Genomic DNA, 21,203 nt, shown 5'->3' on the forward strand with positions numbered 1-21,203 from the left:
ATGGTGGGCAGAACTATATCGAATCCGATAACACCGATATCGAAGCGGTGATGGGCGAGCTCACCACCAGCCTCAACTGCCACAAACGGGAAATCCCCGATAGCCACAACCGCGTGCAACTGCGCCTCTACGATAGCGGCGATGCCCTGGAAAACCGCACTCTCGCGGATCTGCTCAATCGCCAGAATAGGGCACTGATTGGCCATGAAATTGTGAGTTTTGGTGAGGCCGAAGAAATCAGCCCCGGCGTGTGGGAATTGGGTTATTTCCTGCGCGGGCGCCTCGGCACCACGCCAACCAATCACCCGGCGGGCACGCGCTTTGTATTACTGGAACGTAACACGCTCAACTTTATTGCCACCGAGCGCTACAACCTCGGCCAGACACTCACCTTCCGCGCCACCAGTATCGGCAGCGGCAAAGAGACCCTCACCAGCGGCTCTTTTACAGGCGCCAGCCATACCGAACCCGCCCCGGCCAATCTCAGCGCGCACCGTGCAAATGGCCTGCTGGTAATCCAGTGGCTCGGAGTAGGGCGCCTCGGCGGCCGCGCCGCCTACGATCAAAGCCGGTTTTTTGCCGGCTACCGGGTAACGGTCAACGGCCAAAGCACCGACACCACAGCAACCACTTTCACCCTCGCAGACCCAGGCTCCGCCAGCATCACCGTTAGCCAGCTCAACAGCATCACCGGCCCAGGCCCGGCGGCACAGATCAGCGTATAAGCAGGAACCAACCCCATGAGCACTACCCCCAATAACGGTATCCCCTACGCCCAAGAGGGCACCCTAGACCCCGCTGCCGGCCTCAACCAAGCCCTGGACACTATCGACGCACTGCTACAGATCGAAGTGCAAGGTATCCAAAACGATCCCCCAGAAACGCCCACCGACGGCAGCCGCTATATCGTTGCTACCGGCAGCGGCGACTGGGTAAACCAAGACGGCCAGCTCGCCCGCTATGTGGCGGACCCCGGCTACTGGCAATTCTTTCCCGCCAAGGTCGTGCTCAATCAGGCCGACAGCCTGCTGTATATCAACACCAGTAGCGGCTGGCAGGTGGCCAACCGCCCGGAGACTTTGCCGCAGATTACGGGGGATACGGGCACGGATTTAGCGGGGGTTGTTGGGCAGATGTTGGCAGCATTGAGCGGGGTTTACTGGGATAATCAAGCCACCTAGCTTGCTTTGACTATCAGGGATCAAAAGCCCCTTCATATATCCACAGAAAAAAGATACTAAGCTTTTGACTTTTAAGGGGTTTTCAAAAGGATATATAGCAGCGAAAATGCCAGGATATGATGCGGCTGCAATATATCCACTTATGTACGCTGGTGCCAACGGCCGGTAACCTGATGTTCTTACAGGGTTTTCTTTAAATCGTTACCGAAAGGAGTCTGTGGATATAGTAGTGGGTGATATATTGCAGCTGCTTTTGAATACACTGTTAAATGTCTATGAGTGAGAATAAAGTACATTGCCAGATTCACGGTGAGCAAGATATCGCTTTAATGTGTAGCCACCTGATCGAGTCAATTGAAAGCGGTAAGCATGTAGGCTTTTTCACCGAAGATAGTGGAGATCTAGGTAGGCCAGATGCGTGGTGTAAGTCCTGTGAGGACTCTTGGCCAAATTACAACGGAGACTCAGCTGCATGGACAGAGTCGCTTGGTTTTAGAGTGGCCTGTTGTTCTTGCTGGGATATCGCTAAGGAGCAGCAAGCTAAATGAGCCAAACATTTAACAAGTGGCGGCACAATCGCCACGCTTCGTGTGGCTGGACAAAGCACTGTGTGCTTTGCCTGTGCGCCAGGCGTTAAGTGTCAGGAGCAATTGAGTGAAAAGTGGCTCAAAAGGGAGTGATAAAGAATTAGAGAAATTCTCTAGCATGTCGCTCCCCGATATTAATAAGGAAATTGAGCGCTGCATGCGGGGTTCCAAAAATGGCGGCACTACCGCTGGTCGTAAATCATTTTTCAAGCGATTACTATGGCTCGAAGAAATCCGAGAAGAAAAACACGGCATAGAGGCACCGAGGCGTGATTTTAGAAAGCACTAAAGCAAAAACACTTAACAAGTTTGTCAATGAACGCACTTCGTGCTGGACCGCTAAAAGCGTTGCTTCGCAACAACGCGGCCCATTACAAAGGCGTTATGTGCAGGCATATGAAGAAAGTACTTAGATCATTCTCTATCACTTTCGTTTTGGCAGGCTGTGTACCATCAGGAAATGATGTGGTTGTAAGGTACCACGAGCCAAAATGTGAGAAGCGTGGTTTGGTATCTGCCCCTGGAGCGGATGAGTATAAGGCCCTGGACAATGCTAAAGTGGCCACTGCGAAAATGGGTGGCAATTTTCTGGTGCCAAGGCCAAGCGGCCCTATTGAAATCGAGCAGAGCCATACCGTAAACGGAAAGACAGAAACTTATATTACGTATAATGGAACCGCGTTTTACTGTGCTTCAATCAGCACATAACAAGGCCGGGCAATTTGCTCCGGGCCTTCGGCCCTCCGCGGGACAGCTTACCTTGTGCACCTTTTGCACAGCTCGCTTTGCTCCCATTTTTGCGCAAAAGGTGCACAAGGTAAGCTGCCCCTGCCGGCGGCGTTATGAGTATCAGGGATATGAAAAGAGTAACGTGGATTGATCCTAGGGATAAACCGGGCCTGCTCCATGCAGTTATGGAGCAATGCGCAGGAGCCTCCCTTATTTCATTTGAGGGCTCATTGGAGCATTTTTCATTTTATAAATGGCCGAATGCTTCCTATGAAGAAACGCCAGTGCTTAAACGACAAACTATATCCCCAAAACTAGATTTCGTGATTCTCCCCTTAGATGAAGAAAGTTCCAAAGGCATGTGGAAAGAACTAGCAGAAAAGGATCATCTGGTTAGAGAAGGCATTATTCATGTGCAGATAGCTATAGAGGGAGAGCTAGTATTTGGTGGTTATGATAATTTCGATAAAGAGTGCACTGTTGCATATAAAGGCTTGAGCGAAGGTTTTCTCCAAGACCTTAAAGAGCGAGGCACAATTGGTGGCTATGAACACAAATACTCATAACAAGCAAAAGCACCTGGACACAACTACGCTGCGCCGGTGTTTCGGGCGTTAAGTGACTATGGTAGATAAATCAATACTCACGAATAGAATCGAATTAAGCAATGATCCTGAGTTTGGATTGTGTGTAGAGCTAAGCTGCTGGGATCACCTTGATTACATCGAAGATGTTTTAGCTGAGCATTTCGACGTTGAATATGATTTCAAAGTAGATGATCCTGATAACAGCAGATACGCGCTATTTTTTGGCGAGCAAACTGATGAAATTGTATTGAGAAAATCGATATCAGAAATCAATCGCTATCATGCGTGTACCGATCAAATTTTCGTTACAGTATAGTGTGGCACTTAACAAACGCATGCATTTGACCTCCGCTGCGCTGCGGCAAATGATGCGGGCGTTATGGCTCAGAGTTAACCATTGATGGCTAGTATGAGAAATTCTAAATTATTAATTTTTTCATTGTTTTTGTTGGCCTCTACGGGCTCAAGTTCAGTGAAAGCCTGTTTATTTCCTGAACCTCTTGATTTTGACTACATTGAAAATGCTGACGCAATTTTTATTGGTCATGTATCTAAGTTCATTTATTTTGATAGAAACCCGGTGGCAAAGACGGCTTCATATTCGTTAATTTCTTTTGAGATTGAAAGTTATCTTCTAGGTGATGATAAAGAATATGAATTGGATGCGTTCTGGCAGGATTACAGTTATATGCCTGAGAATTTCGAGCAAGGTAGATACCTTGTTGCTGTTAAGAGGGAGGCGTTGCCATCAGCTGTGCTGGCGAATCAACCTTATTCTATTGGATCAAAATCTGTAAAATACAGAATACTACAAGACCCATGCAGGCCCGCTTTTGTTTTAAAGCCAAGTTCAGAAAATTTGCACAAAGTTAATGAAGTAGTGGATGGCATGGGTACAATTGATATCGTTCAGCCATAACAAAGCGCTGCAGACCGACATCTTACTTTGTGCATATTTTGCGCGGTCGCTGTCGCTCCCATTTTTGCGCATAATATGTCCAAAGTAAGCTGCGGCTGAGCGCGACGTTAAGTTTCAGAGAGAGTATGGAAGAAATAGCATGGAAACTCCCTTGGAGAAAGATTCAGTTTGAGGCTGAAATTCCAGGAGTGCAAAACCAACTAGAACTTGAAATAACTGATGCGCACCCACTTTCGGGTACAGATCCAGTTGTAATCGGTCGCAGAGTAGATTGCGATGATGTTCTAGCAAAACTAAATGATGGGGCGTATGCAAACGTACATTTAGTTTGGGGTAGTGGCCCAGGAGCATTTCCAGAGCAATATCCCAGTTTTACAAAATATGAAACACTCGAAGAGTTCATTGCCGCAATGGATCAAGATTCTTTCGAATATGAAGAGTAAAAACTTAACAAGCGGCTGTTGTCGCGCCTTTGGCGCTGGGACAGCCATTCCGCCGCTTCGCGGCTCCATGGCCGCCCCAAAGCCGGGCGTTAGTACTGATACCCAAAATAAATTAACCTAAACTTAGATGTTATATATGTTTAAAAAAATTCTACATTTGATCTCTCTAGCTTCTTTGGCGGGTCTTCTGCTCGCATGCAGCGGTGGCAGCGGTGGCAGCGGTGGCAGCGGTGGCAGCGGTGGCAGCGGCGGAGATAGTTCTGATCCAGTAGAGATGCCCTCTGAAATAGATAGCTTTACCGCCTCCGAATTACTTTCAATTGATCCTCCTTCTTTTGAAGTTGCAGTACGATTTTCACAAAACGTATCGCGAGCAGACGCTCTCGATATCGGAGTAAAAGTTGTGGTGGCTACCGATGGAACTGGTGATGTTATGGGGCAGGACTTTGCCCTCTCTTACAATATGGATTGTCCAAGCGGCTCTGAAAATTGCGATCAGACTGATTATTTCTTTACTTGGAGCTATGGAGATATCATAGGCTGGTGCTGCACTCTTAGAGGGCGCGACCTTTCGTATGAACTCACGAATGTAGAAGGATATTTACAGTTAACTATGAGCTATCATGGAAAATTTACTAAGAGCACATATGATAATCTAGTTAAAGGTAACGTCTTAACAAATGTAGAAGCAATTCTTTTCTCTGGGCCAAATAAAGAAACTGTTTTATCAAGAGACTACTACCCGCTGGCGAATGAGTTTACTGATCAACTTGGGGAGCTGAATGATAATCTCCGTGATTATGATGGTTCCTCAGGTTTAATTGATATTCAAAGTATTACTATCACTAATTATTTGGCCCCCTAAATTCGTCAAAGGTACTAACAAATCAAGAAAGCGGGACGCCGTAACTGGCACCCCTTCTTGAGGCGTTAAAGCCCAGCACAATTAAGGGAATCAATTGAATAAAATAATTTTTGTGTTTTTTAGTTGTTGTGTTGTAGCGTGCACGCCTTCAACACGTTACGTTAAGTCGGAGTCAAGTGCTCGCAATGATTTCGAGAATGATAACTTAAGCTTGGCAAGTTCAGGTTATATTGGTTGTCCAGCAAGTGAAATAATTATTTCAGGTGTTGATGTGCGCGCATATGATGATGCTAAATCTTGGAAGGCTACATGTAGAAATAAATCTTTTTATTGCTCGGAGATTTTTTATTACCGTACCGCCTATCCAGAGATAGCGGTTCAGCTCAGTTGTGCAGAAGAAATCTAGCCTTTTATAATAAACCTATCAGTCGGGTAGTTTGAGTCACGTATTTTTGCGGCAACTTTGCATACAATCAGGCCATTAAAAACGGAAAGGGAAACAGCGCAAAGTAGTGGTGCAGATTCTCGGCCCCGCACACCTTCGCCAAAGTAATCCCCATCGCCTCACACCAAGCCGGCAGCTGATCGCGAGGAGGTGGGGCTAACCCTTCAGGGCATTATTTTCGTTGTGGAGGAAAAGGCCGCTGGTAAAAGCTTGCCCATAGAAGAGGTGGCTTAGCATGCTGGTGCTGTGGGTGGTGCTGGCCTCATTGTCACTCATTCCCCTTGTCTATTGGCTGCCTGCGGCAATAATTTGTGTGTATATACAGTATTTAGGCATTACAGCATGAAGCTTTCCCCACTCTATGGCCACGGCGTTGCCTGGGGTTTTCATTCGCCCGCTGATGACCTCAAGGAGGCAGCGCTAATCTTGGGAACACCTGATCACCAAGCCCGCGGGAACCTACATGGTCCGCGCCAATGGTGACTCAATGGTAAATGTGGGTATCAATGGTGGTGATTTATTGGTTATCGATCGCTCCTTAACCCCTAAGTACGGTGATGTGTTCGTGATTGCCCTGGGCGGCTGATGGCGATAAATGATAAATATGTTCATATACCTATTTGGGAAGGGCAAGAGTTAGTTGTAGAGGGGGTGGTTAAAACATCAGTGCGCTATCATCGAGGAGAGTGAGAGGTTTGAGATTGGTAAACAGGTATTTCCCTATAAGATTCAATAAGTTATATTTTTGTGTACTGAAGACTGGCAGTGTTGAGGTCAGCGGTTCGATCCCGCTTAGCTCCACCAAATTTCCCCTTGTATTTCAAGGGGTTGCGAGAAGAGGTTCATGTCCTCTTATCCGGTGAACAAAAACGTGAACAAAAACTCGCAAGAATGAAAAAGGGCCTCTTTGGTCCTTTTTTTTGTCTGATGATTGCTCCCATATCTTTTATTTATGCTTCCTGATTAGCGCCTTTCATCAGTTTTAGGGCTGCTGTTATCTGTAATAAGCGGAAAGACGGAGAGCTATGAGACTTATTAGAGATTCGGACCTCTTCCCTGTCGCATCACTTAAAAATAAAAATTTTGGAGTGCCGATCTAGACAAGATAGGTTGACTTTTAGCCAACTCTTTATTGTTTGAGGAAATTTATTAAATGTAATTTTTGAAATTTCCTGAGGTCCTGGACCTTGCCCTTTCTGTTATAAGTGTGTTTCTTGCTATAGCAAGCTTAGTACATGCTTTCTATTCAAGCCGAAAAATAAAAAGGATTAAGAGCATTACTAGGAAGGTGGTTGGCATTTATATCAAACTGCTAACACAGCAGGAGGCGTTGTCCATGAATCGTTGAATTTATATAAAGAAAAGTGCAAAAGTAATCTAAATTTTCTTCTTGAGCGGTTATCCAAGGTTGACCAGTTAAGTTTGAATGTTTACCACGACTGTATTCGCTTCATTCAGCTTGTCGAGCCCAAATATACTTTAGATATTATTAATTGTTGGAAAGAGACTGGTAAGATTAACAAAGGCCATGTGGGTTCATTTAGGAAGATTGTAGTTAGTGGTGAGTCAAAGAAAAATAGAGTTTTGAGGTCTGAAGGTGTTGGGTTGATTGTTACTAGAATTTGTACATTGTTGTGGGCTTAGGCCGGATATATAGATTTAGTGTTTTTTAGGTGGGTTCTGGAAAATATCCGAAATACAAGAGCCCGAGTGATTTTGTGGTTGGCAGACTTTGAAAATTGTCCGAGATACATTTTTCTCTATCTCTTAACTTTCGAATTTCTAGAACTCTCTTCCAATTACCTGTTTATCTAAATAGATATTAATCTCCTCATAATCAATACCATGCCCCGCTTGATAAAAATGGGTAACTCGCTCATCAGTATGCGCCATCAGCTGCTGCACCGACTTAACGTCATACCCCATTCGCTTGAATCGGTCTGAAGCCAGATTACGCACTTCGTGGAAGCTGGGTGGGGTTTGGTTTTTGGGTAAGCCGATATAGAGTCCGCTAGCGTTGCGGACTTCAGTGAACATATCGCTCAGTCGGTCGAGGCTTACCTGGCAAATATGCTCTTTAGTTTTTCCCGTACGACGTTGCTTGGGAGTATGGCTCAGTATATAGGGGCAGCGGTAATTTCTGAGACAGAGTTCCCTGGCGCGGCATAATAACTATGCCGGTTTGTTGGTGGGTTTTTAGATTAAAGCTTAAGTGGCTGGCGGCAAGGCTGTCCCGTTGCGCTTCGGATTTATTGATTGCTTTGCGCAGGTAATCGCCATTCAGGTATTTCACAAAATGCAGTTCGCAAATATCAGTGCGGCGTATAGTAGTCAGCATACTGATGCCCATGGCAATTTATAGTGTCTCATAGCCTAATTCCCCAGCTTTTTTTTAGATGGTTCAGTAAGATTCCAGGGTTAAGCGCTGACGCTTTTTAATGGCTTTCCTTTTTCCAGCAGGTGCGGTCGGTCGTCGACTGTGGTAAATGGGTTGCTTTCCAGTTTGCACAAGCCTTCAGCTATTAAGTAATTAAAGAAATTATTAAACTCGTCGCGGCGTACGTGCTGTTGGTGGTAGGTTAGGGATTCCCACCATTTGTGCAGATCGGTTAATTTGGCCTTATGTAGGGAGATCGCTTCGAAGACTTCGCTAAATTGTTTTAATGCGTTACAACGATTGCGTAGGCTAGTTTTGCTAGTTAAGCGGAGATCGTTCTCTACTCTCCATTCTATATAGCGCGTGGCGTGAAAGCCGAAGCTTGCTCTATCCGGAACCTTGGCTGGTTTTCGCTTTACGCTCTCATCCCGGTGAGCATTAGCCTACTCAGCTATACGTAGAGCATCTTCAAAAGATGCTTTGAAGATTTTGTTGGAGCCATCCGGGTGACGATAGCGCCAGTAGTTTTCCCTGTTGTGCGGGTCTGGGTAGAGATTTTCCGGTAGTGGGGTGTCGCCCCGCAGGCGGGGCTTTCTGGGGCTGGTCATTGCCTTGATCGGCTGCTGCTATAGGAGTTTTGTGCTTAGCCTGTCAGCAGGTCTAGCCCGCTTCTGGGCCGGCCATCGTTCGTTGAGGTATTCTGGGCTGGGGTTTTGCCGGTGTGGTCGCTTATAGCGAATCGGTCGGCATCCACATAGGGCTCCCCGGCGATGATCCGGCCGGACATATGGTCGGCTTAGATCAATTCAATGATGTTTCTCTACCGGGGCGGGAGCCTAACTCAAATTTCTCCCTGGCCCAGATAGTGCCTTTCATTAGTGTACCCACAAGGTAGCCCTCCATGGCTTATTCGGGGAAAGCGCTTTCCTTGAGTACGCCGTCCACAATGCTATAAGTAGTAAATTGGTTAGTTTTTTGTCGAAAATTTGTACCAAGTATTTAAAGCATTCTTCCTTGGCAATTTGCGCTGCTTTTTCTTTTGCTTCTTTCAGGGTTTCGACGGACTCCTGAAAATCTTTTGCACCACCTATCATCAGGTTATAGGTGCCGCTGAAGGCTGCATATCGTTTCATTGGATGCTTCCAGATTTATAAAGGGGCTCCAGACTAGCTAGCCCTAGAACGGTTGCTACTGACTGAATGCGTCGGGCCACGGTTGTATTCAGCATTTTTCGCAACGAGCAAGCCATGCTTTAAGGCGATTTTTGTAGGGACGTTGCGCATGGATTCATGGATTCATGGATGTGCAAAAGAGTGTTCTCTCGCAGCAGTTTCAACAGGTTATTCCTACCCATTTCATGGTTCGGGCGACCTGGTTGATTTTGAATAACTTTTTCTTGTTCACGTCGCTTCTTTCCTCTTTTTTCAAGTGGTGGCAATCAAGCGAGAGGATGTGGAATTTTTATTGGCATTCGAACTCACACTTTGCATTGGTAGCGCAAGTTGCTAATGTTGAGCACGTGGCGGTAGTTATCACTATCAAGCTGGGCGAGTTCTACAACGGCCAGAGTAAAACGTGTGCGGCAATCCCGTTGGCACGGGTATGGCAGCTGGCTGCGGTGAGCAGCGCCTCTACGCTTTGAGTTGGGTTGAACAGGTTCATGCGGCATCCCCTCCAAAAGGTAACCAGTCGTTGTTTTTTCAGGTGAGGTTGAAATTTAATTAAAAATTGATATTCCTAGATGCACTTATCACGAAGGAGAAAATGAAAAAACCAAAATATTCGGTAGTAGGCCTTCTACTGGTGACAGCCCTTGGAGGTTGTACTGCAACGAGTAGGTCGCCGATGATCATTAGTGAGTACTTTGCGATAGAGCACTTCTCGAGCAAGCAAGATATATTGAATAAGGCAAAGCAGGTATTTTTGCGGGATGGATTTCAAATTATGTCGACCGATCTAGAGGCGGAGTACATATCTACGACCCTAGGAACTGGAAGCTTACGCCAGAGCAGACCAATCGTGGTGCCGCCCAGGGCGTATATTTACCGGATGAGCCAGCGCAAGATCTCACTTTACACTGTGTTTCTCGTGGCGTAATTGAAGTTGAGATGGTTAAAAAAATCTTGCTGTGATTGTTGCTGGCGAAACCTGAAGAGCAATCCTTTTTAAGTCTCTTTGTTGTAACTTGGTGATTCTGCATATTTTGGGGTAGGGCAGTCATCAAGTGCGCTATTTGGAAATTTATACAGGCGATACGTGGTCTGTTTTGAAGTCGCGACATGGACTATTAAACGGAGGAACAGAACATCAACCAGCAAAGCTGGTTTTAATTGCGTTGGTCGATTGCTCTAACAGTGATACGGGGCAGTGTGATCCGTGTAATGCTTATCTGGCCGGCGTTGTGTAATACACAAAGCGCTCAGTGACTAACGCCATCGAATAACAGGCAGAGTTGGACTACCTGAGCGCTAAAAAAACCAATGGGCGCAGAACCAATTAGCCCTCTTTTTATAGGCTAACCGGTGCAATGAGTTCACCAGTGAAAATAAAACACGAACCGGTGAAATCTGAGCACCCAACCGGTGGAAATGACAACACTTCCTTCTCTATAGAACCAATAAAAAACCATTAGAGAGCGGTAGGGTTCCAAATCATGTCAACCCAAACGCGGTACACGCTTGCCTGGAAACTGGGTTATCACAGACAAATTCCGCATCGATGCTTAGCGGCTCCGCCCAGACTTGATGCACCGAATTCAGGATGTGGCGGAGAGCTTCCACGATTACTGGAAATTTCAACCTGGCTAGCGAGGTGTGAAGCTCGATTGGCTGGCCACTTGGCGCAACTGACTCAAGCACGAGAGATATCTCGCCCCCCGGCCCCAAGCCTTAGTGCAGCGGCAAACCCGGATCCTCAGCGCCGTCGAAATCGCTATAGATACTAACTGGTAAAAACCAATCATCAAGGAGGGTTCACTATGTGCGTAGTTAGTATCCCGGAAGCCATCACTCGCTTATCCACAACCAATCCCGGCAGTCCCCTCGCGGTGTTCCGCACCCAGTCTGCTCACCTTGTGAAGGCGGTGTTTGCAAATACGGTGGTTACTCAATTTTGGATAAATCAGGGCCATATAAATTACCTGGAGAGCTTTCACCGGGATAATTTACCTGTGGCGGAAAGGCGGTTTCAGGATTACTTCGAGAGTATGCCGAGGGCGACTTAGTAGTGGGGCATGGCTGATTACATATTGAGTACTGAGAATTTAAAGTGAGGAGGGGCCGTGTTAGAGCTGGATATACGTGAACTTTGTGGGAGTGGTCTCGAGCCTATCCAGAGCGGGCGGGGGATTATGTATCTTGGCCCCGTATGGCTGCGTTTGGCTGCGAGATGGTATCGGGATGTAGGGAGGAGATCCCTGTGCTAATGAGTGAGGTTAGGGCGAAGGAGACCGATCGAGTTGTGGGTATGTGCCTACGGGCTGTAAAGGGACGCAAGAGCCAGGAGAAGATGAAGGATGAGTTACAAGTGTTTTGGCTCCGCTATTTTCATAGATAGGAATTGCAGGAGCCGGCCAGGCTGGTTAAGAAATCGGTGGCCAGCATCGAGATGCTTTGCCAAATCATTTAGTCGAGCATTGAAATAGCTTTCAGGATAGGGGAAAGGTTTCAAGGGTGATGAGGCGTATTGTTTATCTCTCCTTCAGGCGTCCGATACGTTGTCGATTTTGCCAGCATCCCGCTTCCTGACGTTCAAATCACTGTTAAGGGGCTTAATAGGGGCTCGTGAGTGTCTTATGGGGGTATGGGGTCTGTGCTATGGCCTAATCTACTATCTAGGGATTTACAACTTTTTGCGCCGCTACTGAGTGTTGCTATGCAAAACAGGGACTTAAAGAAGCTATTTCTATTCGTTATTCTCTTTGGCTATGCCTCTTTTTCTTTTGCGGTGAAGCCATCGAAACCGATAGAGCTAAAAGTTGCTATCGAGCAAGATGCGCCACCTTATGTGGAAAACCATGCAGCGCTGGGGCTTGAGGTAGATGTAATATTGAAATCCCTGCCAGGATATTCAATAACCTTTTTGCAGTTGAGTTGGGGAGGAATTCCACAGGCTATGGGTAAGGGCATGGCAAATGCCGAGGCAAATGCGATTAGGCACGATGAGCCGAACAAATACTATTACTCTAACTACTATATCGGGTTTTTGAATTATGCCATTAGCCATAAAGATAAAGATTATAAAATTGATAGTGTGAGCGATCTTGTTGGGTGCGATCTTATTGTTTGGAAGAACGCTCATCTGGTTCTTGGGCCAGAGTTTAAGCATCTATTCTCCCCTGGTGCACCAGGTAGAAAGAATTATGTTGAGGCGCAAAATTCAAAGGATCAAGTTCTGGACTTCTGGAAAAACCCTGATTCGGTCATCATTATCGATAAAAGCATATTTATGAATTTTTCCATTATTGAGGGACACTCAATGGATAAAGTGAATCTCCATAAAATCTTTCTGCCGGTAGCCAAGTTTAAAATGGCCTTTAAGGATAAAAAACCTAGAGATGATTTCAATAAGGGGCTGGCCCTTCTTTGCTCAAAGGGTGAGTACGCTAAGCTAATGGCGAAATATGGTGTACCGGAAAAGGCAAACGTATGCCCTTAGGCTGGTTGTGGGCATTGGACATTCAAGGTATTTAGTACGGCAGTGGACTGATGCAGGCCCACGGCCAGAATCTATCGGGCGTGGATAAGATGGGCATCGTCGCTGCCGGCTTTATCCACGGCTCCGGAGACTTCGCTAATGTCCTGGGTAATATCGCTAATAAATCCATGCTGAAGGGTTACTCGGAAGCGGCAGAAGTCTTCTTGCAGTTTACCGCCACCGGCCACCTCAGCGACTTCAAGATCGCTACCCGCACCGATCTCGGTACCTTCCCCTCACTGCGCCAGGTCGCACCGGGTGCTGAATTTAAAAACGTCAGCATCGGTGAGCGCGCCGAAACCGCTGCACTGGCCACCTACGGGGAGATGTTCTCGATTACCCGCCAGGCGATTATTAATGACGACCTCGGAGCCTTCACCCGTATCCCACAAAAGATGGGTCTCGCCGCCGTGCGCACCGTGGGTGATCTGGTCTTTAGTATTCTGCTGAATAACCCAGCCATGGCCGATGGCAAAGCCCTGTTCCACACCGACCACGGCAACCTGGCCACTAAGTCAGGCATCAACACCGCTAGCATCGACGCCGCACGGGTATTGATGGGCAAGCAAAAGGATGGCGAAGCCTTCCTGAATATCCGCCCTAAATTCCTGCTGTGTGATATCGCCGATGAGGGGGCCGCAAAGGTTGCCCTGGAATCCGAGTTCGAAGTGGGTGCATCCAGCAAGAATAACACGACCCCCAACAGCGTGCGCAATATAGCCAGCGTGCTCTCTGATGGTCGCCTCAGCGGGCACAATGGCTGGCACCTCAAGGCCGACCCAGTAGCGCACGACACGATCGAAGTGCTCTACCTGGAAGGCCAGCAGGCCCCCGTACTGGAACAGCAAAACGGCTGGAATATTGGCGGGGTGGAATTTAAAGTCCGCCTCGATGCCGCAGCGAAAGCCTGGGACGTAAAAAGTATGGTGAAAACTCCTAAAACCTAATGCCCAGCTCAAACCGAACCAAACCTTAAAGAATCCAAAAAGGACCGCATCACACGGCCTTTTTGCTTTCAGTTACAAACCCAGTTGAGGGAAAGAAAATGGCTACGAATTTTGTGCAAGACGGACGCATGCTGGATGTCACCAACAGTACCAGTGCGAAGCTAACCTCTGGTCAGGTGGTGGTAGGTTCAGTACTGGGTGTGGCGATGGAAGATATTGCCGTGGGTGAAACCGGCGTGCTCGTTATTGATGGCGTATTCACTGTGCTGAAGGTATCCGCCGCAGTGATCAATCAGGGCGAAAGCCTCACCTGGGTAACCGCCTCCAGTGCCTTCGATGATAACGCCGCCACCGCCGCTACTGACGATATCACCGGGGCAACCGCCTTTGCCGCCGAAGCTGCCGGTGCAGGTACTGCCAGCCTTGCGGTTAAGTTTACCGGCGTACAAGGCACCGTTAAGGCCTAGGTGATCCATGGATCTGGACCAACGAGCCGCAGAGTGCGCGCTTCGCAAATGGGGCAAGCCCGCTACCTATGACGATGGTAGCGGTGCTGAGCCTATCGATTACCAGTTGATTTTCGATCAGGAGATTGACCAGTTTGATGAAGAGGAACGCCTGAGGGTACCGCGTATTGAGTTGAGCTTGCTTGTGAGTGAAGTGGGGGATTACAACTCAGAGGCAGTAATTAAGCTGGGTGGTGTGGAGAACAAAGTGCGTAAGAGGCTGGCGGATGATGGGGTGGTTTGGCGGGTGTTGGTAGAGGGGCAAGCTAAAATTGCGAAAAACAGTTAAAAATAAATCGACTGGAAAAATGTCGGAAGTATTGGGTGGCGGCCAAAATGATTAGTCTTTAAGTGGGGCCATCGTACAGATTGGCTATGTTACATTGACCTAATAGTAAAAGATATTGATGGATTGGCATAAATTTTCATCTAAGATATATGCCTTTGGGATCGCTATATAAGTGTTTGTCACTACAGGCGCTGATTTGATTGCTACTAGAAATGGATCGTTTTGATGAAAAGACCTGAACTGAATACTACTCCAATAAAAATAGATAAGCTCATTAATAGGATCGATGAGGGGGAAATTAAGATACCAGCGTTTCAGAGGGGGTATGTTTGGAAACAGAATCAAGTAATTGAACTGCTGGAGAGTATCGTTAAACAATATCCTGTGAGTAGTGTTTTGCTTTGGGAGGCCAATGAAAAGGAGAAGCTAAGGTCTACAAGAAATATTGCGGGGTATAATATTCCAGATAGAGGAGATAATTGGCCAGTAAATTATGTATTGGATGGTCAGCAGCGTTTGTCATCCATTTATGCTGTCTTTAGTTCAAATGTCGAGCAGGAAGAGTCAAGCGCGAAGTACAACCCGAATCTTAATCTTTTCGAAATATATTATGATTTTGAAAGTGAGGCATTTCTTCCTGTTAGTGAGAAGGAGGAAGTAGACCCGGGGAGAGTAGTAGCCCTTAGGAACATAATAGATCCTATTAAACTTGTTGATGAGATCGCTGCGCTTGATAAAGCATACCATTTGCAAGCTAAGAATCTTTCATCAGTATTGCTGAATTACGAAATCCCTGTTGTTCAAATTAAGAACCGAACGAAAGAAGAGGTAGGGGTTATTTTTGAGCGAATCAATAATACAGGAACTAAGCTTAACACTCTCGATTTAATGACGGCTTGGACTTGGACTGAGGATTTCCACCTGCTCGATGCAATCGATGAGTTATTGATTGAGCTGGAAGAGAAGTCTTTCGGAAATATTGATCCAAAGTTAGTGCTGCAAATAGTGTCAGGGATTATAGTTGGCTCTACAAAGACCGAAAATGTACTTCGCCTAACTGGTGAGAGGGTAAGGGATAATTGGGATCAAGTGAAAAATTCAGTTCGAGCAACCGTAGACTTTCTGTCAACTCAGATAAAGTGCTCGAGCATTGAGTTTCTTCCATTTCATCAGCAATTAGTGCCACTGGCTAGATTTTACTCTAAAACAAAGCGCGTTACAGAGGATCAACTTGATATCATCAAGAGATATTTTTGGAGTACATCTTTTTCTAATAGGTACTCAACTGGTCAAACTACACATAAAATGGATGCTGATATAGATTTTATAGACAAGGTGGCTGATTATGACTTTACTCTCATTAAACGTTACTCTCCATCAATTACGGCTATAGAATTAATTGCTGCACAGTTCAGTAAGGCAAACCCCGTAACTCGAGCTTTTCTATTGCTGTCAGCACAACATAGCCCGCTGGACCTAGCTAATGGTAGTTCTATCGATACTGGAAAATCCTTATCCAGCTACAACCGGAAGCAATATCACCATATTTTTCCTAATGCATTTTTAAGTAAGCAGGGTTTTTCGAAAGAACAAAGATTCTCAGTGGTGAATTTCTGTTTTTTGCCGGCTGATTCTAATAAGAAAATATCAAGCAAAAGTCCCTCGGATTACTTCTTTTCGACTGTTCCCTCGGAGAAGAAAAGTGAAATTTTGTTAAGTAATCTATTGCCTCAGGATGAAAATATATATAGTGAAGATAACTTCATTGGATTCCTTGAGAGCCGATCTGAACTCATTGTTGATTCGGTACATAAATTAGTAAATTAGGTTAAGGGCAGCTATGTAGTTGCATTTTGTTCATTCTTCGTCCTGTGTAACCATGAGTTAAAAACATCTAAAGAAATTGCGGTTGTAGTAAAGTACTGCTATCGCGATAGATCTCCAAACCCGCACCAGCGGGTTTTCTTATGCCCAAAATTCTTGGAGCACATCCCAATGACCCAGCGCATAACAATCCGCGATGCCGCACAAAACAAGCTGGAAAACCTAACTAGCTATAACTTCCCCTCAGCCGGTAGCACGGAAGGCATAGAGCAGGAAAAGCTGCCGGCCATCCTTGTGGGCTTTGCCGCGGAACAGACAGCACAGGAGCTCTCGGGCACTACCCGCCAGCTGGATCTTGTCGTTTCGGTGGTGGTGCACAGCCGGGGGGATATCTATGAACTGTTGGATTAGGCTTCTGAGAATGTTGAGAGCGTCCTGCAGGATCGAACCCTGGGCGGTACCTGTGAGATTTTTGCGCTCTCGCAAACGGATTTCGCCTTGGATCAGGATCACCCGCTGGGCGAAGTACGTCTGACCTATACCGCCCAATATCCCACTGAATGACGCATTCCCGCGTTGGACTTTAATTTCTACTAAGCGACTGGAGAATTCCTATGTCCCAATTGGCTCATTGGGGTAATCAAGCCCCCTAGCTTGCTTTGACTATCAGGGATCAAAAGCATATTCATATATTCACAGGAAAAAAGATACTAACCGTTTGACTTTTAAGGGGGGGTCAAAATGACATATAACAGCGAAAATGCCGGAATATGATGCGGCTGCAAAATATCCATTTATGTACGACGGGATCAACTGCCGGTAACCTAATATTCCTTCAGGGTTTTTTTCATCGTTGCCGAAAGGAGTCTTTGGATATAGTGGTGGGTGATATATTGAAGCTACTTTTGAATACACTGTTATTGGTCGCTCGCTCCGGTTTTGCGCGTGTTCAGTTAAGAATGGCAGGTGATTATTGGGGTGCTGTATAAAAAAACAGTATTGGCGGGAAGGCCCATAGTCAACGGTTAGACCTTCGTGTAAGCTTCGAAGCAAGGCCGCGAATCTAGTGCTGCTAATTTTTCTCTTAGAATCGTGGTAAACAGTAAAAGAAATATATTTGCAGTGAATTTGTACACAGTGCCGCGAGCAACAAATAACAACCCGATGATGCGGAAACCTAAAAGTTGTTATTCCCTTTGCTTACGCAAAGGCACTGCCAACTTTCTTAACGGTTCCGCATATCTATTTCGTTAAATTTAAGACTTACCCACGTTTAGTAGACACCCTGTATAGTTAGGTTTAGGTCTAGCACGGAGGTGTATCATGGGTAAGAAAATAACTCAGGCGTATACGGAGAAGTTCCGAAGAGAAGCAGTTAAAGGAGCGGAAAAGCCTGGAGCAACAACGGCTTCTGTGGCGCGAGAGCTAGGCGTCAGCGCACAGCAGATCTACAACTGGCGTCGTCAATTTAATCGACTGTCTGATAAGCAGTTCAATAGTTTAGACGGCGTCGACTATTTCAAACAGGAAAGCGCTGAAGTTCGCAAGCTCAAGAAGGAACTGCATGAAGCTCGTCAGGAGATTGAATTTCTAAAAAAGGCAGCTGCGTACTTTGCGAACCACCAAGAGTAAAGTACGCACTGATACAAGAGCATGTAGGGTCATTTCCGGTTAGCTTGATGTGTCGGTGTTTAGAAGTCTCAAGATCGGGTTATTATCGATGGCGGGGGCGGTTGCCATCTGCTCGCACGATTAGAAAGATACGAACAATCGAGAAAATCCGAGAGACGTTTTGTGAGTTTAAAGGTCGTTATGGCGCGCCTAGAATCGCTTGCGAGCTTCAAGAGTTAGGTGAGCCATGCTCACGGAACTACGTCGCTAAGCTTATGCAACAGGAGCATATTAAAGCGAGAAATGGCAAAGGCTTTCGATATAGTTAGCCCGTAGAGGGGAGCATTAATATCTCCGCCATCTTACTTAAGCGTTGCTTGGATGTGGATCGATTAAATTACCGCTGGACAAGTGACATTACGTATATCTGGGTTCTGGAGCGGTGGTTGTACCTCGCGGTAGTTATGGATCTGTACTTTCGTCATATTGTAGGTTGGGCATTCGACTCCCAGATGACCGATGAATTGACACGTCGAGCATTGAAAATGGCTCTAGAGCGACGAAAAATAAAGCCTGGACTAATAGTTCACTCTGACAGGGGTGTGCAATATCGTTCATAGAAATACCAGGATCTCTTGTCCGAAAGCAAGTGCAAGCCGAGTATGAGTCGCCAGGCTAACTGTTGGGATAATGCGGCAATGGAATCATTCTTTAGCAGGCTAATAGTCGAGCTGGTCTATGCCGGAACATTCGAAAGCGAAGAGCAAGCAAAATCTGAGGTTTTTAAATACATTAAGATTTTCTACAATAGGGTTCGAAGGCACTCTGCATTGGGCTATATAAGTCCAGCAGAGTACGAACGAAACTACACATAGTTAGAGTGTCTACTTTTTGTGGGCAAGACCAATATCATGCTGAAATTAATCTGGATTGGAGTAATAGCTATCTATCTTACGTGATAGATAGGCTCCAGAAATATAAACATACTTTTACATCACGCCAGCTATTTCGCGGACCATACAGTGGCTAAGGTTATCGTAAGTCACAATATATCTAAAGGGAATTTAGTAGGCTCGCTACAGCCAATTTCTGAAATATTATATTTGCTTCTGATTTTACTGAGGAATTATATTGGAAGTTCGTGATGCCTGTTGGGGAGGTTTGGCCATATGTCGAAGAATCATTTAGTAAGTGACAGCAGCATTGGTCCTTCGGACTAGACGGTTCGGTTGCCCCTCCAGGGGCGTTATATTTAAATAGATGACTGCCCACAACCTTGGTCAACTGATCCGAAGGTTTTATGTGGGGTGCAAGTATTTACTGAAGAAGAATGAATACAACTAAGTAATTTGGGGAATACTCTAAATCCGGACAGATATTGCATGGAAGAAAAAAGAATGAAAATGGCTATAGGGCTATGTGATAAGTGTGATTTTTTCTGCGAGTACGGAAATTCACTTTCGAATTTAGGCCGTTCAAGGCTTCTTGGAATATATCATATCTGTGCAGTAGGTAGAGAATAATAGAAACAGGTAGAAGGGTGTAGCAAAATATATTACCCCTCTTCCGTAAACGTTATGCTAGTATTTCGTCTATGTCGGTGTCTCGATAGTCGGGTTGATGTAAGGAAGTTTTTTGAATGTCGAAAGGTAGGTTATTGGGGTTAGCATTGCTGTTACTAGCCTTGGGATTAATGGCTGATTTTTATAGCAAGATTCAGGAGAAAAAGCGTCTTCATCAGGCAGCGGAAGTGCAGGAGCAACGGGATAAAGAACAAAAAGCTCACCAGCGAAGAATGCAGGAACTTCAGGAGCAGAACCGTCAACGTGAGGCATTAATCAGCCGCGAAGAAGAGCTGATGCGGCTTCGCCAAGATATGCTAATTCAGGCCAACAAGATTCAGAATAAGGCGCTACGCTCAGCCAATCTCTCTCAAGGCTTGCACATGGGTACCATACTTAAAGTTGCGGTGACTGAGTTCTATCAATTCCACGGACGGGTACCGGAATCTAATCGGGAAGCGGGTCTTGAGGAGCCAGAGGAATATGCCAAAGGCACTTTGACCTCAGCCGAATTGCGTGCTGGCGGCGTAATTGCGCTGATTTATACCGCGGATACTGGCATTGATGGTGGTGAGGTTTATCTGGTACCCAGAGAGCGAGCTTTTGGTCTAGGTTGGTCTTGCGAGTCTCCAGATTACCGAGATATTGATCAGCTACTCTCCTCTTGTGTTTATGCCCAAGGTCGGTATTAGTCAGCTGTTGACTTAGCCGCTCTATAGGCTCAGCCACAACAGCTATACAAGGCTGGATAGTTCGACTCCGAATCTGTAGCGGGGTAGCTTACCTTGTGCGTGGCCCGTGCGTCCCTATTGGCGCGCAAAACGTAAGTTGCACCGGTCAGAGGTGTTCAAACCGTATTAAAATTAAATTGTTTATGCTGCTCTTTGAAACCATCCAAGTGTTTGGCGAAAGCGGACTTACGTGAAATCAAGATAAGTTATGGATATGAAGCTATTCAATTCTTCATGTGGGATCACAATAGGAAATTTTGCATGTAAATTATCCATGCTCGGTTAGGTATATACTTAAGAAGTGTGGTCGGTTGATTTAGATTTTTTAATTGTGTTTAACGATAAAATTAACTTTGCGTCTTTACTGTTGTAAAACCAAAGTCCCAGCTCATGGCGACGTTATATGAAACAATATGCAGAGTTGGCAATAAAAATTTTGCGGCATATCTAGCTCTAAATAATTTGGGAAATACCTTGCCGCTTCTCCTTGCCTCAGGAGCTTGGATCAACCGTGAAGGAGCACCGGTTATCCTTGTTGTCGGGCGGGCAGTTATTCCTATAATCATGGGTATACTGCTTTGGGTATATGCTCCCAAGATAGCTGACAAAAAGATAAGTTCAAGTGTGAAGGATGATGCTATTTCTGAGGGGGGTTAGTGGTCGCTGGTGTATTTCTCATTGGGGTCTACTGGGCATTGAAATCCGTGGGGATTATTCTTAGTCAATTTTTAAATGGCGGAACTGTAGATTATGGTTATGTCTCTGTGCTCTTAATTTCTGTTTTTCTTATTTTAGGCGGTAAATTTATTACCAATATGTACCATAAATTAAGCCTAGATTGCCAACATAAGTGACACACGTTTACCCACCAAAAATTCCAGTGGGCTCAAGTAATTTAACACCTT

General features: G+C 45.9%; 29 protein-coding genes. 24 read left to right on the forward strand and 5 right to left on the reverse strand.

Annotation, left to right across the window (positions count from 1 at the left end; translation table 11 throughout):
• From Q1A69_RS18545 to Q1A69_RS18595, 11 genes are all read left to right on the forward strand, one after another.
• Positions 1 to 725 (forward strand): hypothetical protein (locus Q1A69_RS18545; RefSeq protein WP_299588919.1); only part of this gene is annotated, 725 nt, incomplete at its 5' end.
• A gap of 15 nt (positions 726 to 740) precedes the next feature.
• The gene (locus Q1A69_RS18550) at positions 741 to 1,181 is read left to right on the forward strand and encodes a DUF2793 domain-containing protein (protein ID WP_299588921.1); all 441 of its coding nucleotides are present in this window, start codon (positions 741 to 743) and stop codon (positions 1,179 to 1,181) included.
• 654 nt (positions 1,182 to 1,835) lie between these two features.
• The gene (locus Q1A69_RS18555; RefSeq protein WP_143731407.1) at positions 1,836 to 2,057 is read left to right on the forward strand and encodes a hypothetical protein; all 222 of its coding nucleotides are present in this window, start codon (positions 1,836 to 1,838) and stop codon (positions 2,055 to 2,057) included.
• Between the two features lie 26 nt (positions 2,058 to 2,083).
• The gene (locus Q1A69_RS18560) at positions 2,084 to 2,476 is read left to right on the forward strand and encodes a hypothetical protein (RefSeq protein WP_299588923.1); all 393 of its coding nucleotides are present in this window, start codon (positions 2,084 to 2,086) and stop codon (positions 2,474 to 2,476) included.
• Positions 2,477 to 2,610: 134 nt separating this feature from the next.
• The gene (locus tag Q1A69_RS18565) at positions 2,611 to 3,063 is read left to right on the forward strand and encodes a hypothetical protein (protein WP_299588925.1); all 453 of its coding nucleotides are present in this window, start codon (positions 2,611 to 2,613) and stop codon (positions 3,061 to 3,063) included.
• A gap of 52 nt (positions 3,064 to 3,115) precedes the next feature.
• Complete coding sequence (locus Q1A69_RS18570) at positions 3,116 to 3,400, forward strand: hypothetical protein (RefSeq protein WP_299588928.1); 285 nt, start codon at positions 3,116 to 3,118, stop codon at positions 3,398 to 3,400.
• Positions 3,401 to 3,493: 93 nt separating this feature from the next.
• Entirely contained in the window at positions 3,494 to 4,003 is a 510-nt protein-coding gene (locus Q1A69_RS18575) for a hypothetical protein (RefSeq protein WP_299588931.1), read from the forward strand.
• 125 nt (positions 4,004 to 4,128) lie between these two features.
• Positions 4,129 to 4,446: a hypothetical protein gene (locus Q1A69_RS18580; RefSeq protein WP_299588934.1), complete on the forward strand. Its 318-nt coding sequence runs from the start codon at positions 4,129 to 4,131 to the stop codon at positions 4,444 to 4,446.
• A gap of 136 nt (positions 4,447 to 4,582) precedes the next feature.
• On the forward strand, positions 4,583 to 5,311 hold the full coding sequence (locus Q1A69_RS18585) for a hypothetical protein (protein ID WP_299588936.1): 729 nt from the start codon (positions 4,583 to 4,585) through the stop codon (positions 5,309 to 5,311).
• A 94-nt stretch (positions 5,312 to 5,405) separates the two neighbouring features.
• Entirely contained in the window at positions 5,406 to 5,717 is a 312-nt protein-coding gene (locus tag Q1A69_RS18590; RefSeq protein ID WP_299588938.1) for a hypothetical protein, read from the forward strand.
• 502 nt (positions 5,718 to 6,219) lie between these two features.
• A complete protein-coding gene (locus Q1A69_RS18595; protein ID WP_299588941.1) occupies positions 6,220 to 6,342 on the forward strand; it encodes a S24 family peptidase in 123 nt (40 codons plus the stop codon).
• 1,196 nt (positions 6,343 to 7,538) lie between these two features.
• On the opposite strand, the gene Q1A69_RS18600 is transcribed toward Q1A69_RS18595, so the two are convergent.
• From Q1A69_RS18600 to Q1A69_RS18620, 5 genes are all read right to left on the reverse strand, one after another.
• On the reverse strand, positions 7,539 to 7,877 hold the full coding sequence (locus Q1A69_RS18600; RefSeq protein WP_366525617.1) for a tyrosine-type recombinase/integrase: 339 nt from the start codon (positions 7,875 to 7,877) through the stop codon (positions 7,539 to 7,541).
• Positions 7,834 to 8,094, reverse strand: coding sequence for a hypothetical protein (locus Q1A69_RS18605; protein ID WP_299588944.1), 261 nt, complete (start codon positions 8,092 to 8,094; stop codon positions 7,834 to 7,836). Before Q1A69_RS18605 ends, Q1A69_RS18600 begins: the two co-directional genes overlap by 44 nt.
• A gap of 482 nt (positions 8,095 to 8,576) precedes the next feature.
• Positions 8,577 to 8,741 carry a phage integrase Arm DNA-binding domain-containing protein gene (locus tag Q1A69_RS18610; RefSeq protein ID WP_299588947.1) on the reverse strand — a complete coding sequence of 55 codons (165 nt, stop codon included), beginning with the start codon at positions 8,739 to 8,741 and terminating at the stop codon, positions 8,577 to 8,579.
• 35 nt (positions 8,742 to 8,776) lie between these two features.
• On the reverse strand, positions 8,777 to 8,920 hold the full coding sequence (locus tag Q1A69_RS18615; protein WP_299588950.1) for a hypothetical protein: 144 nt from the start codon (positions 8,918 to 8,920) through the stop codon (positions 8,777 to 8,779).
• Between the two features lie 88 nt (positions 8,921 to 9,008).
• Positions 9,009 to 9,266, reverse strand: a complete 258-nt coding sequence (locus tag Q1A69_RS18620; RefSeq protein WP_299588952.1) for a hypothetical protein — start codon at positions 9,264 to 9,266, stop codon at positions 9,009 to 9,011.
• A gap of 164 nt (positions 9,267 to 9,430) precedes the next feature.
• On the opposite strand from Q1A69_RS18620, the gene Q1A69_RS18625 reads away from it, so the two are divergent.
• The 13 genes from Q1A69_RS18625 to Q1A69_RS18670 all read left to right on the forward strand — a co-directional run bounded on the left by Q1A69_RS18625 (position 9,431) and on the right by Q1A69_RS18670 (position 20,259).
• Complete coding sequence (locus Q1A69_RS18625) at positions 9,431 to 9,775, forward strand: hypothetical protein (RefSeq protein ID WP_299588955.1); 345 nt, start codon at positions 9,431 to 9,433, stop codon at positions 9,773 to 9,775.
• A 1,335-nt stretch (positions 9,776 to 11,110) separates the two neighbouring features.
• Positions 11,111 to 11,356, forward strand: a complete 246-nt coding sequence (locus Q1A69_RS18630; protein WP_299588957.1) for a hypothetical protein — start codon at positions 11,111 to 11,113, stop codon at positions 11,354 to 11,356.
• A 563-nt stretch (positions 11,357 to 11,919) separates the two neighbouring features.
• Positions 11,920 to 12,789: a hypothetical protein gene (locus Q1A69_RS18635; protein ID WP_299588960.1), complete on the forward strand. Its 870-nt coding sequence runs from the start codon at positions 11,920 to 11,922 to the stop codon at positions 12,787 to 12,789.
• Positions 12,790 to 12,839: 50 nt separating this feature from the next.
• Positions 12,840 to 13,775, forward strand: a complete 936-nt coding sequence (locus Q1A69_RS18640) for a Mu-like prophage major head subunit gpT family protein (RefSeq protein WP_299588962.1) — start codon at positions 12,840 to 12,842, stop codon at positions 13,773 to 13,775.
• Positions 13,776 to 13,873: 98 nt separating this feature from the next.
• The gene (locus Q1A69_RS18645) at positions 13,874 to 14,242 is read left to right on the forward strand and encodes a DUF2190 family protein (protein ID WP_299588964.1); all 369 of its coding nucleotides are present in this window, start codon (positions 13,874 to 13,876) and stop codon (positions 14,240 to 14,242) included.
• A 7-nt stretch (positions 14,243 to 14,249) separates the two neighbouring features.
• Entirely contained in the window at positions 14,250 to 14,570 is a 321-nt protein-coding gene (locus Q1A69_RS18650; RefSeq protein WP_299588967.1) for a hypothetical protein, read from the forward strand.
• Positions 14,571 to 14,795: 225 nt separating this feature from the next.
• Complete coding sequence (locus Q1A69_RS18655) at positions 14,796 to 16,397, forward strand: DUF262 domain-containing protein (protein ID WP_299588970.1); 1,602 nt, start codon at positions 14,796 to 14,798, stop codon at positions 16,395 to 16,397.
• 168 nt (positions 16,398 to 16,565) lie between these two features.
• Positions 16,566 to 16,805, forward strand: coding sequence for a hypothetical protein (locus Q1A69_RS18660; protein WP_299588972.1), 240 nt, complete (start codon positions 16,566 to 16,568; stop codon positions 16,803 to 16,805).
• Between the two features lie 912 nt (positions 16,806 to 17,717).
• Positions 17,718 to 18,026 (forward strand): transposase, encoded by a 309-nt coding sequence (locus Q1A69_RS18665; RefSeq protein WP_299588974.1) that lies wholly within the window; start codon positions 17,718 to 17,720, stop codon positions 18,024 to 18,026.
• Positions 18,027 to 18,073: 47 nt separating this feature from the next.
• Positions 18,074 to 18,334: an IS3 family transposase gene (locus Q1A69_RS20460; RefSeq protein WP_366525614.1), complete on the forward strand. Its 261-nt coding sequence runs from the start codon at positions 18,074 to 18,076 to the stop codon at positions 18,332 to 18,334.
• Positions 18,335 to 18,388: 54 nt separating this feature from the next.
• Complete coding sequence (locus tag Q1A69_RS20465; RefSeq protein ID WP_366525615.1) at positions 18,389 to 18,625, forward strand: DDE-type integrase/transposase/recombinase; 237 nt, start codon at positions 18,389 to 18,391, stop codon at positions 18,623 to 18,625.
• Positions 18,626 to 18,640: 15 nt separating this feature from the next.
• Positions 18,641 to 18,880 (forward strand): IS3 family transposase, encoded by a 240-nt coding sequence (locus tag Q1A69_RS20470; RefSeq protein ID WP_366525616.1) that lies wholly within the window; start codon positions 18,641 to 18,643, stop codon positions 18,878 to 18,880.
• A gap of 764 nt (positions 18,881 to 19,644) precedes the next feature.
• Complete coding sequence (locus Q1A69_RS18670) at positions 19,645 to 20,259, forward strand: pilin (protein WP_299588976.1); 615 nt, start codon at positions 19,645 to 19,647, stop codon at positions 20,257 to 20,259.
• Positions 20,260 to 21,203 lie beyond the last annotated feature (944 nt).

It is taken from the genome of uncultured Microbulbifer sp. (assembly GCF_947498635.1).
In the GTDB taxonomy this organism is placed as follows: Bacteria; Pseudomonadota; Gammaproteobacteria; order Pseudomonadales; family Cellvibrionaceae; genus Microbulbifer; species Microbulbifer echini.

Bases quoted from the DNA above. Each gene is read 5' to 3' on its own strand.
- Q1A69_RS18630 (WP_299588957.1), top strand. From the start codon at position 11,111: ATGTGCGTAGTTAGTATCCCGGAAGCCATCACTCGCTTATCCACAACC.
- Q1A69_RS18650 (WP_299588967.1), top strand. From the start codon at position 14,250: ATGGATCTGGACCAACGAGCCGCAGAGTGCGCGCTTCGCAAATGGGGC.
- Q1A69_RS18610 (WP_299588947.1), bottom strand. From the start codon at position 8,741: ATGACCAGCCCCAGAAAGCCCCGCCTGCGGGGCGACACCCCACTACCG.
- Q1A69_RS18565 (WP_299588925.1), top strand. From the start codon at position 2,611: ATGAGTATCAGGGATATGAAAAGAGTAACGTGGATTGATCCTAGGGAT.
- Q1A69_RS18575 (WP_299588931.1), top strand. From the start codon at position 3,494: ATGAGAAATTCTAAATTATTAATTTTTTCATTGTTTTTGTTGGCCTCT.
- Q1A69_RS18645 (WP_299588964.1), top strand. From the start codon at position 13,874: ATGGCTACGAATTTTGTGCAAGACGGACGCATGCTGGATGTCACCAAC.
- Q1A69_RS18550 (WP_299588921.1), top strand. From the start codon at position 741: ATGAGCACTACCCCCAATAACGGTATCCCCTACGCCCAAGAGGGCACC.
- Q1A69_RS18655 (WP_299588970.1), top strand. From the start codon at position 14,796: ATGAAAAGACCTGAACTGAATACTACTCCAATAAAAATAGATAAGCTC.
- Q1A69_RS20460 (WP_366525614.1), top strand. From the start codon at position 18,074: ATGTGTCGGTGTTTAGAAGTCTCAAGATCGGGTTATTATCGATGGCGG.
- Q1A69_RS18580 (WP_299588934.1), top strand. From the start codon at position 4,129: ATGGAAGAAATAGCATGGAAACTCCCTTGGAGAAAGATTCAGTTTGAG.
- Q1A69_RS18595 (WP_299588941.1), top strand. From the start codon at position 6,220: ATGGTCCGCGCCAATGGTGACTCAATGGTAAATGTGGGTATCAATGGT.
- Q1A69_RS18585 (WP_299588936.1), top strand. From the start codon at position 4,583: ATGTTTAAAAAAATTCTACATTTGATCTCTCTAGCTTCTTTGGCGGGT.
- Q1A69_RS18605 (WP_299588944.1), bottom strand. From the start codon at position 8,094: ATGCTGACTACTATACGCCGCACTGATATTTGCGAACTGCATTTTGTG.
- Q1A69_RS18640 (WP_299588962.1), top strand. From the start codon at position 12,840: ATGCAGGCCCACGGCCAGAATCTATCGGGCGTGGATAAGATGGGCATC.
- Q1A69_RS18625 (WP_299588955.1), top strand. From the start codon at position 9,431: ATGGATGTGCAAAAGAGTGTTCTCTCGCAGCAGTTTCAACAGGTTATT.
- Q1A69_RS18660 (WP_299588972.1), top strand. From the start codon at position 16,566: ATGACCCAGCGCATAACAATCCGCGATGCCGCACAAAACAAGCTGGAA.
- Q1A69_RS18560 (WP_299588923.1), top strand. From the start codon at position 2,084: ATGAACGCACTTCGTGCTGGACCGCTAAAAGCGTTGCTTCGCAACAAC.
- Q1A69_RS18620 (WP_299588952.1), bottom strand. From the start codon at position 9,266: ATGAAACGATATGCAGCCTTCAGCGGCACCTATAACCTGATGATAGGT.
- Q1A69_RS18665 (WP_299588974.1), top strand. From the start codon at position 17,718: ATGGGTAAGAAAATAACTCAGGCGTATACGGAGAAGTTCCGAAGAGAA.
- Q1A69_RS18670 (WP_299588976.1), top strand. From the start codon at position 19,645: ATGTCGAAAGGTAGGTTATTGGGGTTAGCATTGCTGTTACTAGCCTTG.
- Q1A69_RS18615 (WP_299588950.1), bottom strand. From the start codon at position 8,920: ATGTCCGGCCGGATCATCGCCGGGGAGCCCTATGTGGATGCCGACCGA.